We start from the raw sequence: 12,428 nt of genomic DNA on the forward strand, positions 1-12,428 counted from the left end.
TACCAACTGAATAAAAACTTACAAACGATGCGAACAACCATAAAAAGTGCATCAGGGAGCCTCAACATGCTTGCCGATTTCCATCCTGTCCATGTAGTGAATCATCCTGTCGACGTTGAACAGCGCGAGGATGGCAGCCGCGTTATCCGCTCGATCGGCGAACTGTGTGACTACCCGGAGCGCATCACCGACCGACTCGATTACTGGGCCGAGCACACGCCGGATCAGCTGTTTGTCTGCCAGCGCCCGCTGTCCGGCGCAGATCATAACCATTGGCAAACCCTCAGCTATGCCGAAACCCGTACGCAAGTACGTGCCATCGCCCAATGGCTGCTGGATTTACGCATCGATGGGGAACCCCTGAGCCAGGAACGACCGATTATCATCCTGTCAGGCAACAGCAGCGAACACCTGTTGCTGGCGCTGGCGGCCATGTACGTTGGTATTCCATACGCGCCTATTTCCACCGCCTACTCCACGATTTCTACCGACTTCGGCAAGCTGCGCCACATTGTCGACGTACTGACGCCCGGACTGGTGTTTGTCGATAATCTCGGGCCTTATCGTGATGCCATCGACGCCGTCCTGCCTGGCTTGCCGGTGGTGTCGGTGATTTCCGAACACAGCACCGATAACCTGCAAGGTCAACTGACCGCGTTTGAATCGCTGCAAAGCACCGCTGCGACCAGCGCCGTTGATCAAGCCAACCAGACGGTCACCGCCAGCAGCATCGCCAAATTTCTCTTTACCTCCGGCTCCACCGGCATGCCCAAGGGCGTAATCAACACCCAGAAAATGCTCTGCTCCAACCAGGCCATGCTGGCCAGCGTCCTGGCCTTTGTACAGCAGCAACCACCGGTCGTGGTCGACTGGCTACCGTGGAACCATACCTTTGGGGGCAACCACAACGTTGGCCTGGTGCTGTTTAACGGCGGTTCGCTCTATATCGATCAGGGCAAACCCGTTCCCAAGGCCATGCCCATCACACTGGACAACCTGCGCGACATTTCCCCGACCGTCTATTTCAACGTCCCAAAGGGGTTTGAATTACTGGCGCAAGCACTGAAGGAAAACCCCGACGTTGCCGCCAATTTTTACCGCAACCTGAACGTGATGTACTTTGCCGGTGCCGGTCTGGCCCAGCATGTATGGGACTCTCTGGATGCGCTGGCGATACAGTACACCGGCAAAAAAGTACCGATGCTGACCGGCCTGGGTTCTACCGAAACCGGCCCGGCAGCCTTGTTTGCATCCATTGAAGAATGTGCATCCGGCGTGGTCGGCGTACCGGCTCCAGGCACCGAAATCAAACTGGTGCCCAACGGTGGCAAACTGGAAGCCCGCATCCGTGGCCTCAGCATTACACCGGGATACTGGCGTGATGCCGACAAAACCGCCAAGGCCTATGACGAAGAAGGCTTCTATTGCCTCGGTGATGCCTTGAAGTTTATTGATGAAAAGCAGCCCAATCGCGGCTTTTACTTCGACGGCCGGGTATCGGAAGACTTCAAACTGGATACCGGCACCTGGGTCAGCGTTGGCACCCTGCGGCCATTTGTGATCCACCATTGCGCGCCCTACGTGCAGGATCTGGTGGTGGCGGGTCGCGACCGTGGCTATATTTCGGTTCTGGTGTTCCCCGACCTGGCTCAACTGCACAAGCTGACCGAACTGCCAGCCGATGCCAGTGCCAGCGAACTGGTATCGCATCCACGCACACGCGAGGTATTTGAACGCCTGCTCGGTGAAATGGCAGCCTCCTCAACCGGTAGCTCTACCCGTGTTCAGCGACTGGTGATTGAAGCCCGGCCACCGCAACTGGACGCCCACGAGATTACCGACAAAGGCTCTATCAACCAGAATGCGGTGTTGACCAATCGGGCCGACATCGTCGAAAAGTTGTATGCCGCCGAACCGGAAGCCGGGATTATTTGCCTGTAATCAATGGCTGTAATCAATGGCTTTTGCCAAGGCATTTTAGCAGGCGTTACATGGCGGGCACGATCCGTCATGTAACGCAGGCATCAGCTTAAAACCCTTCCAGCACAATTTTCCCAACCGCCTGATGGCTCTCAAGATAAGCATGAGCACGTTTGAGATTGGCGGCATTGATCGTACCGTAATGCTCACCCAGCGTGGTTTTAAGCACACCGTCGTCTACCAGACGGGCTACCTCGGTAAGTAACTCATGCTGCTTGTGCATATCCCAGGTAGCAAACATCGAACGGGTAAACATCAGCTCCCAGTGCAGCGAAATGGACTTGCGCTTGAGCTTCATAATATCGATTGGCCCTTGTGGATCATCGATCAGCGCCAGCTTGCCTTGTGGTGCCAGCACCTCGACCAGCTGATCAAAATGCTGATCGGTATGCGTCAGGCTAATCACATGAGTAACGCTGTCGATACCCACCGCCTGCAACTGCGGTAACAGCGGCTGGTGATGGTTAATCACATGGTCAGCCCCCAGCTCCTTCACCCAATGCTCGCTCTGTGGCCGCGAAGCCGTACCAATCACCGTCGCGCGAGTCAGCCGCGCGGCCAACTGGGTCAGAATCGATCCCACCCCACCCGCAGCCCCCATAATCAGGATAACCGGCGCTGGCGCAGCGGCATCCGCGTCACTGGCAACCGTCTCCGCAGATGGCAGCAACGGCGTAAAACCCAGCCGGGCGAACAGCAGTTCCCAGGCGGTAATCGCCGTGAGAGGCATCGCCGCCGCTTCGACATTCCACAAGTTGGTTGGCCGGATGGCGACAATCCGTTCATCCACCAGCTGAAATTCGGCATTGGAACCCGAACGGGTAATATCCCCGGCGTACCACACCGCATCACCCACCTTGAACAACGTTACCTGGTCTCCAATTGCGACCACTTCGCCTACCGCATCCCACCCCAACACCTTGTACTGCCCGGCCTCGGCAGCAGCCGATGAGCGTACCTTGGTATCCACCGGGTTGACCGAAACCGCCTGCACTTTTACCAGCACATCGCGGCCCGTGGCAGTCGGCATGGGCAACTCGATATCAACCAGGGCGTCGGGTTCCTGAATGGCCCGGGGTTGCAAATAACCAACAGCTTTCATGTCTGATCCTCTCTGATGTCTGCGAACAGATGCCGGTTGTTGCTGCCGGTGGGCAGCGTACGGCGATGGCCTATTATTCCCAGCCAAACCCGTGCTATAAACGGGGCAATACCACACTCTTAGTCAAAAAATATTTGATAATGAACACCAAAGACCTCGTCCTGTTTGTGCGTACCGCCGACAGCGGCAGCATCACCCGTGCCGCTGAACAGTTGGACATCACAACCGCCGCTGCCAGCGCCGCACTCAAACGACTGGAACAGCAGCTCAAGGTGCAATTGTTTATCCGCTCAACGCGGCAATTACGCATCAGCGCCGAAGGCGAACGGTTTCTGGTGTATTGTCGCAAGGCACTGGCGGAGCTGGACGCCGGGCGGGCATCCATTCATGCGCTGGCTGGCAAGGTTGCCGGAGAACTGAGAATTTCCGCTCCGTCCGATATTGGCCGGAACCTGCTACCCAGGTGGATCGACGACATCATGGAGCAACACCCGGACTTGTCCATCCACCTGCTGCTGGGTGATGCGGTAGCCGATTTTTATATGGACAGGATCAACCTCGCCATTCGTTACGGCAATCAGCAGGATTCATCTTTGGTGGCGTTCAAACTGGCCACGATTGATCGGGTGGTGTGCGCCTCACCGGCCTATCTGCGCCGGTTTGGTACACCTCAGACACCTGCCGACCTGCTGCAACACAATTGCCTGCTGTTTCAGCTCAACAACCGTACCCACGATGTCTGGGAATTTATTGCCGCGAAACCAACACCAGCCGATTCAACAACAGCCAAGTCAACAACAGTAAAAAACAGCGCCACCACTGCGACAGAACACCACCACGAGCACCACCATGAACGTATTCGCGTACGCAGTAACCGCTGCGCCAATGACGGTGAAATGGTACGCCGCTGGGCACTGGCAGGCCGCGGCATCGCCTACAAATCGCGGCTCGACATCAACGACGACCTGCGCACCGGACGCCTGGTGAGGATATTACCGCAATACCAATCCGACCCGATCGATCTCAACCTGGTCTCCCCTGGCCGTCAACAAATCACCCCCGCCGCCTTACTGTTACGGGATATCCTGCGACAAAAATTTGCCGAAGTGCTGGCACTCGAACAAGGCTGAACCCAGACACTCACTACAACACCCAGGTTGCTAGCGGATCACCCAACGCTAACCGGCTTGGCAGTTAACCCCGACAACCCCTCGCGACAGCTTGCCAAGGTATTCCACGATCAGCTGCTTATACATCTATTTAATCCTGCACGGCTCTGCGCGAGTGTTGCCGCCGTCCAGGGCCAAGAGGATGACATAGATGACCCCACGACATGGATACTATCAGTACTTGTTATAGCCAGTACTTGTTATAGCGCTCTCATGTATTGCCATTACAAATCCAGCCCGAACTCTCCCACGCTGTGATCCAGCCCGGTTACCCAGTCCCGAATAAACTCACGCACTTTCTGGCTGTCGGGCCGTTCGCTATCTTGCCTGCGCGACCAGAGGGCAATATCGCGGCGAGCGCTGGTCTGGCCTTCGACTTGTATCATTTGTTGTGGATCAATTTCGGTCGTCATCAAGGCCAGTCGTGCGGGCAGGCGCACCAGCATACTGGTGGTGTTAAGCAGATGAATCACTGAACGAATGCCTCCAGTAAAAGCGATCCGGGCGGCTTGTTGCGCCGCCGGGTCTTCTACCCCAGACAAAAATCCGGCGCTGGCTCCGGCGATAAGCCAGCGTTGTTGTTCCAGGACGTCGGGGGAAATCGGTTGCTGGCTGCCCAGTAATCGGGATTGTTTGCCGACAAACACGCCGGAGCGGTCACGGAATACCACTTCCCGCTGCAGTGCTCCCTGGCTGCCGGAGGCATGGGCAACAGACAAGTGTGCGGGGGCCAGCAGAAAGTCGAGCTCTCCGCCCTGCATCCATTCGATCTGGGTGGCGGCGGAGCCAACCCGGCAATGAAACACGTAACGGTTCTGGCTTAAAAAGCCGCTGGTCATCTCTGCCACGGTGGCGTATTCCCATAATGGGTCGATGCCAATGGCGAACTGGTTGTCGTAACCGCTGTGCCATTGGCGAATAACCTCGTCACCCTGTTCGGTTTCGGCCAGTATCCGTTCGCCAATTTGTGCCAGTCGGGCACCTATTTCTGTGGGTATCATGCCGTAGCGGGTGCGGGCCAGCACCGGTGCCCCTACCCGCATTTCCAATTGCTGCAGGGAGCGGGTCAGAGTCGGTTGGGTAATAAACAGCTGTTCAGCAGCAGCACTGATCGATCCTTGTTTAACGACCATCGCCAATTGTTTGAGCAGGTTGGGGTTCATATATGTGTTTTCTTTGCATCTAAACCTAAAAACCGATTTTTCCTGATAACTTGCGGCGGGTAAAGTGCTATGGCTGATTCATCAAAATAATCCATACAATCGAATAGCAGGGGTGTGCGTGCGCCGTCACCCCGCTTCAGGAGCACATCATGCAATTCCATCTCAATGGTTTTCATCCCGGCGATCCTCGTTTTTCCGATCCACAGGATGCCGTTGTAGTACCACCGATCAAACGTCCTCTGCCTGAGTGTGTTGATGTGTTGATCGTTGGCTGTGGCCCTGCCGGGCTGAATCTGGCGGCGCAGCTGTCGCAGTTTGGCGATATTTCGGTCGCCATCGTTGACCAGAAAGACGACCGTCTGCTGGTCGGTCAGGCTGACGGTATCGCTTGCCGTACCATTGAGATGTTCCAGGCTTACGGCTTTGCCGATCAGATTATTCAGGAAGCCTATCAGGTCAGCGAAGCGGCATTCTGGAAGCCGGATGCCAACAAACCGCATGAGATTGCTCGTAGCGGCAAGGTGCCGGATGTTGAAGATGATCTGTCTGAGATGCCGCACCTGATCATCAACCAGGCCCGTGTTCACGATATGTTTCTGGATGTGATGCGCCAAGGCCCTGGCAAGGTGGAGCCGCACTACCAGCGTAAATTGCTGGGCCTGGAGGTCGACCCGGAAGGCGGCGAGTATCCGGTCACGGTCAAGCTGGAGCGCGGTGTCAACTATTCCCAGTACAGCCAGGAAATCGAGACCGTTAAAGCCAAATATGTCGTCGGTTGTGATGGTGCCCGTTCCAGCGTGCGCAGTGCGATTGGTCAGGAGCTGGTCGGCGATGCTCTCAACCAGGCCTGGGGTGTGATGGATGTGCTGTTGAATACCGATTTCCCGGATATTCGCCTGAAGTCGCTGATTCACTCCAACAACGAAGGCAATATGCTGATCATCCCGCGTGAGGGTGGTTACATGGCACGGTTGTACATCGAGCTGGACAAACTCAAGGAGAATGAGCGCGTCGCCCGTGACGAGATGACTGCCGACGTACTGATTGCTGGCGCTAACCGCATCATGCAGCCTTACACCATTGATGTGAAAGAGGTAGCCTGGTGGAGTGTGTACGAGATTGGTCAGCGTATTACCACGGCCTTTGATGATTCCACTAACGATCGTTCGGCACGGGTTTTTCTGGCGGGTGATGCCTGTCACACCCACAGCCCGAAAGCCGGTCAGGGCTTGAACACGTCGGTGATGGATACCTGGAACCTGGGCTGGAAACTGGCTCACGTTCTGACCGGTCTGGCCGAAGAGGATCTGTTAAAAACCTATTCTGCCGAGCGGCGTGAGTATGGTCAGGCGCTGATCGATTTCGACCGCGAGTTCTCCAGAATGTTTAGCGCCAAACCGAAGTCAGCCGATAACCCGGACGGAGTCGATCCAGCCGAATTCCAGCGTTATTTCCAGCTGTTTGGCAAATACACCGCAGGCGTTTCGATCCAGTACAAGCCATCCATTATGGTGTCTGACGGCCAGCATCAGCATCTGGCCAGCGGCCTGACCGTCGGCAAACGCTTCCACTCGGCTCCGGTTGTTCGCCACGGCGATGCCAAACCGGTACAGCTGGGTCACTGCCATACCGCCAATGGCGCGTATCGTATTTATGCCTTCGGCGGCAGTGCAGACGCAATGTCGGATCAGTGTGGCGTCAAAGCCTTGTGTGAATTTCTTGCCAACGATGCCAGCTCACCGCTGCAGCAATACACCCCGGCAGGAGCCGATGCCGACGCCGTAATCGATGTACGAGCGGTGTTTAACCAGCACCACCAGGCAGTGGAAACCGGCACCATTCATCCGGTACTGGCACCACAAAAGGGCAAGTATGGCCTGCGCGACCACGAGAAAGTGTTCTGTGCCGATCACCGCCCTGAATCTTCCGGCGGTGGCAAAAATGTCTATGACATGCGCGGCATCAACAAGGAACAGGGCTGTATTGTTATCGTACGGCCAGATCAGTACGTAGCTGACGTACTGCCACTGGATGATTACGCCAGTCTGACAGCCTTTTTTAACGGCGTGTTGAAGTAAGTACCCGCCCGCCGTTCTCTACATCCCGGTGAGTGATGACTCACCGGGATTTTTTATTGCTATCCCGCTATCCTCTACTGCCTCCTAACATTCTGATCAGATCCGTTTAAACAACGCGGAACGTTCTCCGTCTCCGGCACCATCAGCGGCAGTGACGAATTTTTCCATATGAATATCCCGCTCAAATACCCGCCCTTGCATCAGGGTGGTGATGGCAGCGTCGATCATCGGTGGCGGCCCGCACAGGTAGGCTTTGTTGCCACGGAGTTTGCCGTCGAAGTACTGATTGGCGGCGTCATGCACGTAACCGGTCAGGCCTTGCCAATCATCATCAGCCTCGGGGGCGCTGAGTACCGGGATATAATGAAAGTTGTCGTGCTGTTGATCGAGTTGTTCAAACAACGAGCGGTTGTACAGTTCGCCCAGGTTACGTGCCCCCTGAAACAGATACATCGGGCGTGGATCTTCCGACACCAGCAAGTCGAGAATCATCGACTGCGGACTGGAAAGGCCGGAGCCACCAGCAATAAAGATCGCGCCGCCGCCATCCGATTTACGCACAAAGAACTGTCCATACGGGCCGGAGACGGTGAGTTTGTCACCCACCTTCATTTCCTGGTGAATCCAGCCGGTGCCAGCACCGCCCTCCACCAATCGAACATGCAACTCCAGTTCGTTTGCCAGCGAGGGGTTGTTGGCGATAGAAAACGCCCGCGTGCCTTCAACACCAGGAATCAACAGGTTAATGTACTGTCCGGCCTGGAAGCTCATTTCGCGGTCGAGTTTGAAATGCACGCCTTTGATGGTGGGTGACAAATCCATAATCTTGACCACTTCGGCTTGGTAATCTTCCACCGGGTAACCGGCAAAGTCGTCATCGACGTCGATGTCGGCTTCCACCACCATATCGCTTTCAGGAATAGCGCAGCAGGCGAGGATTTTGCCTTCGTCACGCTCCATATCCATCAGCGCAAACGACGAGGCTTCGCCCACATCCACGTCGCCTTCCAATACCTGGATCTTGCAGGTGGCACAGGTGCCATGACCGCAGGCGAAAGGCAACCAGACCCCCTGACGCAAGGCAGCATCAAGAATGGTTTGGCCTTCTTCCACATCAATCTGGTCACCGGTCGGTTCGATGGTCACGCGATAACTCATGGTTAAACCCCCGCACCCATAAAGCCTTTCAGCTCCGGCGTCACCAACCGCAGCAGGGATTTGTGGGTAATCCCTTGCGGCGTAATGGCTTTGTCCAGATCCGGGGTGAATGGTTGGCCATCCAGCAGCCAGCTGGCCGTGTCCCAGTTAATGTCCGTCCATTCAGGATGCTCGCCAAACACGCCAGCCATGTTTTCATCCCGCAATGCACGAAAGCTGGTCGTCGGCGACACCATAAAGGTGAAGGCGGAACAGAACAGTAGATGCTGATCCCAACCGATGTACACCAATTGGTTGCCGTGAAAATTTTCGATACGATCTCGAACTTCGCCGATGTACTCGGCGGCGGTGGTTTTTACAGTCATATTGTTATTCTCTTATCTGGAGCCTGACATCTGCTGTCAGACTCGGTGTTGTTTTTCCGCTGGGATGGGCTCCGTCCCTGTCCGTTTCTCTCCTGTCCCTGGCGCCACCACATCCGGCGGGGTCAGGCTGATTTCCATTCCTTCCAGCGTTGTTCGTCTGGCGAACCCTTCATATCGAGGTTGTCGACACCGACGTCCATGCCGTAGTACTCGCGCATGACGGTTTCCAGATCAGCACCACCGCAGTTGCCTTGCAGGATCTGGTGCACCGGCAGCCAGGACTGGACGTATTTTTCTGGCTCGTCATCAAAGATGTCCTTACAGCCATCCGAGCAGAAGTGGTACTTGTCGCCGTTGTATTCAGAACTGCGATAAACCAACTGGGTTGGGTCATCCATTTCTGTGTTGAGCATCGCCACCTGACAGGTGTTGCATAATTGTGGCAGCCCTTTGGAGTAGAATCGTTTGCCTTCTGCTTCCATCTTTTTGGCCAGCTCCCAGCGTGGACGGTAGTACTTGTCGAAGGTGTCCGGGTATTTCTCACTGAGCCAGTCCAGCTCGGTAGCGGTCGGAATCCAGGTATGGAAGCCGGCGGCTTCACCGAAGTTGTAGAAATTCCACCAGGTCTGATGCGACATATGATCCATCTGTGCGGTGGCGATATCGGCGTACTTCGGCGGACGAATACCATAACGGGCGAGATCCTTGAACAAGGCACCGCCTGCTTCTTCAAAGTAAACCTCCCAGGCTTCGCGCCAACTCATCACTTTGTTGGGCAGCATGTAGTCCATCATCATGGCAACAATCCCCAGCACTCGGGTGCCGCGCCAAAACCATTTGTCGACCCACTTCTGTACGATGGGGACGTTGTCTTCATGCTGCTCCAGCAGGAACTTGATCACTTCCAGGCCCAGAGTCATATGGCGGGCTTCGTCCGACTGGGAAGAAAAACCAAACGTGACGGTGGCCATATCGCCGTTATAGGCAGCACCCGACATAAACGGCACAAACAACAGATTGGTGAGCACGTATTCGAAGCTGAACGAAATCGCTACCAGAAATTCAAACGGGCCAGCCGCACGGGCATCGTGGAAGAAAGAGACCGGTACCGACATGTACCAAACCTTGTCCTGCATGCCAGACCAGTTGTGCAGACCATCGAAGTACTTGTTGTAATGGCTCATGGCATGCACCTGGGTCTGCACATGCCGTAACTCATCGATCGACTGCATCTGGCAAGCAACCCGTGCCCCAACGCCGCCAAACTGGCGACCAACATGCGCAAAACCCTGGAAGGCCTGATATTCCACCGGCGTCACGCCGCCCAAAAATACTTTGAGTGCGTTGACGTATTTCGGATCAGAAATATTCAAATGGCCGTTATTCTGGGCAAAAGCATCGAGAATGGCGTACAGCTTTTTCTCTTTTTCTGATTGGTATTTCCAGTAGGAATCCATGGTCAGACGAAATGGGTCTTCCCATTTCGACCAGTCGGTAATCTTGATGCCTTCAAATTCTTCATACGGAAAGGCTTGCTTGCGATCCTGATAGGAAAACTCCCAGTCGAGATCACGGGTCAGCATTTTGTATTTGTCTTTCATATTGAGCTTTTTGGTCGCCATGGTGTGGCCCCTTTTTTATTTTTCAGGTCGAACGTTGCCTGAGGCAGACGCTCGGCGCGTTGTTGTTTTGTGCTGTCACTCTGGCTGTTGGGCCATACCAAAAGTCATGCCCAACACCGTCACAGCACTGGCGCTGATTACTGGTTCCAGGTCAGAGTAAAGGCGTCTTCGTCTTCCTCAACGTTGCCACCAATGGTGATCAAGCTCAGCGACAGTTCCTGCACATCCCAATCGCGGCCGAGTTTTTCTTCCACGGTTGCGCGCTTAACAATCAACTGGTGTTCGTTTTCGATGCGAATCATCGCGGGCATGTACTGCACCGTAACGTCCGGGTTATCTGCTTCAATGGCTTCCACCAGGTAATGGGAAACGTCGTTATCCTGCAGGGCGATATACACCTTGGTCATAGTGGAATCCTTATTTGATACCGAGTTTGTTGAGGCGCGTTGCCAGTACGTCTTGCGCCTGGGAAAGTGCGTCTTCACCCAGTAATTCCAGCGCGACCGGCGTCAGAGCAACGCTGGCCTTGGCGCTCCACTTGTCCGCCCAGGTGAGCAGTTGCGCCCGGTTGCTGTCGGATTCAGCCGCCGCCAGCTTAAGGATGCTATCGAGCCAGCGATTACGGTCTTTTTGCCATTCCTGCATAAATTCCAGCAACATGCTAACGTCGGGAACGTCCTGATCAGCCAGCCATTGATCCAGCTGGCAGTAATAGAGATCGCCAATCAGCGTGTCGATAATCAGGTTCTGGGCAATGACGAGCTCGAACCAGTCTTGCTGCACCAGGGTTTCTTCACACAGCGCACGCACACCTTGCCAACAGCCGTCGTTCATCCAAAATTGCTTCGCCTGCTCCAGCGCCGTGCCGGTATTGCCATCGAGAATCAGGCCAATACGGGAGAGGTACTGAGCAATCCCCAGCCGATCCATACCTTCGTACACCAGCGCTTGGGTGATGGTGGTGCCATAACCAACGGAAACACCGTACATATTGTTCAGGTTGGCAGCTTGTTCAACGTGACGCAGAGGCACGACCAGACGAATCAATTTCTCTTTAACGACGTCTGGCAAGCGCGCGGCAAAGTGGCGTTTTTCAAAAAAGCTGTAGTTGTTTTCAGCGTTTTCCTGCATTTTGCCGCGACTGCCGACGTAGGTGCCGTAATAGAACTGGCGCGGATCTTTCAGGCTGTACCAATCTTCCATCTGAATGGCAGTGCGGCGTGCATCATTGATCTCGAATGCTTCATTCCAGGCCGGTTTGTAGTGAAAGTTGGTCACCCCCTGAATATCGTAGGAAGCCTCCTGGTAACGACTGGCCGGTTTGTCGCCAAAGCGTTTGGCGATGGGTGTGAAGGTATTACGCACTGGCTCCAGTGTTGCTGTCTTGATTTCAACGCTCATAAATTATTCCCACCTGCTGGTTGTTATTGTTGGTTGGCACTGCTGTGTGAACGCCCTACCAGGGTGTCGTGGCCGTAGCGCCATTTGTCCATTTCTGCGTCAATTCCAGCCGCCTGCTGCTTGGTCATAGCGACCACCGAATTGGCCTGACAGAATATTTCAAATGCCTGCAGTGGCAGGATCAGCTCGACGAACAGGCTCGGGTCGTCAATTGCGAAATCAAATTCCACATAACGGCTGTTCGGTGCGCTTCTGACGCGGATATAGCGGGTGTGTGATTGGAGCGGGTCGCGGGACGACACCAGACTCAGACCGGCGGAAGAACCGGGCAAAGAAGATTCGGCGCTACTCATGATGTTCTCGTTATTGTTATTACGTCATCAGAGCTAT

General features: G+C 55.0%; 12 protein-coding genes. 3 read left to right on the forward strand and 9 right to left on the reverse strand.

Features of this window, described 5'->3' with window-relative positions:
- Positions 1–66: 66 nt before the first annotated feature.
- Entirely contained in the window at positions 67–1,941 is a 1,875-nt protein-coding gene (locus WG929_RS17535) for a feruloyl-CoA synthase (RefSeq protein WP_416207133.1), read from the forward strand.
- Between the two features lie 88 nt (positions 1,942–2,029).
- On the opposite strand, the gene WG929_RS17540 is transcribed toward WG929_RS17535, so the two are convergent.
- Positions 2,030–3,082, reverse strand: coding sequence for a zinc-binding alcohol dehydrogenase family protein (locus WG929_RS17540; protein WP_416207134.1), 1,053 nt, complete (start codon positions 3,080–3,082; stop codon positions 2,030–2,032).
- A 140-nt stretch (positions 3,083–3,222) separates the two neighbouring features.
- On the opposite strand from WG929_RS17540, the gene WG929_RS17545 reads away from it, so the two are divergent.
- On the forward strand, positions 3,223–4,212 hold the full coding sequence (locus WG929_RS17545) for a LysR family transcriptional regulator (RefSeq protein ID WP_416207135.1): 990 nt from the start codon (positions 3,223–3,225) through the stop codon (positions 4,210–4,212).
- Between the two features lie 263 nt (positions 4,213–4,475).
- Here the strand turns inward: WG929_RS17545 and WG929_RS17550 are convergent, their stop codons facing one another.
- A complete protein-coding gene (locus tag WG929_RS17550; RefSeq protein ID WP_369855769.1) occupies positions 4,476–5,414 on the reverse strand; it encodes a LysR family transcriptional regulator in 939 nt (312 codons plus the stop codon).
- The gene (locus WG929_RS17555; RefSeq protein ID WP_416207136.1) at positions 5,411–5,590 is read right to left on the reverse strand and encodes a hypothetical protein; all 180 of its coding nucleotides are present in this window, start codon (positions 5,588–5,590) and stop codon (positions 5,411–5,413) included. The genes WG929_RS17550 and WG929_RS17555 overlap by 4 nt, the downstream gene beginning before the upstream one ends.
- On the opposite strand from WG929_RS17555, the gene WG929_RS17560 reads away from it, so the two are divergent.
- A complete protein-coding gene (locus WG929_RS17560) occupies positions 5,564–7,492 on the forward strand; it encodes an FAD-dependent monooxygenase (RefSeq protein ID WP_369855770.1) in 1,929 nt (642 codons plus the stop codon). The genes WG929_RS17555 and WG929_RS17560 overlap by 27 nt on opposite strands.
- A gap of 96 nt (positions 7,493–7,588) precedes the next feature.
- Here the strand turns inward: WG929_RS17560 and WG929_RS17565 are convergent, their stop codons facing one another.
- From WG929_RS17565 to WG929_RS17590, 6 genes are all read right to left on the reverse strand, one after another.
- On the reverse strand, positions 7,589–8,650 hold the full coding sequence (locus WG929_RS17565) for an NADH:ubiquinone reductase (Na(+)-transporting) subunit F (RefSeq protein ID WP_369855771.1): 1,062 nt from the start codon (positions 8,648–8,650) through the stop codon (positions 7,589–7,591).
- Positions 8,651–8,652: 2 nt separating this feature from the next.
- Positions 8,653–9,015, reverse strand: a complete 363-nt coding sequence (locus WG929_RS17570; protein ID WP_369855772.1) for a phenol hydroxylase subunit P4 — start codon at positions 9,013–9,015, stop codon at positions 8,653–8,655.
- A 122-nt stretch (positions 9,016–9,137) separates the two neighbouring features.
- Entirely contained in the window at positions 9,138–10,637 is a 1,500-nt protein-coding gene (locus WG929_RS17575; protein ID WP_369855773.1) for an aromatic/alkene/methane monooxygenase hydroxylase/oxygenase subunit alpha, read from the reverse strand.
- Positions 10,638–10,774: 137 nt separating this feature from the next.
- A complete protein-coding gene (locus WG929_RS17580) occupies positions 10,775–11,044 on the reverse strand; it encodes an MmoB/DmpM family protein (RefSeq protein WP_369855774.1) in 270 nt (89 codons plus the stop codon).
- Between the two features lie 10 nt (positions 11,045–11,054).
- Entirely contained in the window at positions 11,055–12,038 is a 984-nt protein-coding gene (locus WG929_RS17585; RefSeq protein WP_416207137.1) for an aromatic/alkene monooxygenase hydroxylase subunit beta, read from the reverse strand.
- A 23-nt stretch (positions 12,039–12,061) separates the two neighbouring features.
- A complete protein-coding gene (locus tag WG929_RS17590; RefSeq protein WP_416207138.1) occupies positions 12,062–12,391 on the reverse strand; it encodes a phenol hydroxylase subunit in 330 nt (109 codons plus the stop codon).
- Between the last annotated feature and the right edge of the window lie 37 nt (positions 12,392–12,428).

Source organism: Oceanobacter antarcticus, from assembly GCF_044962685.1.
Lineage (GTDB): Bacteria > Pseudomonadota > Gammaproteobacteria > Pseudomonadales > Oceanobacteraceae > Oceanobacter > Oceanobacter antarcticus.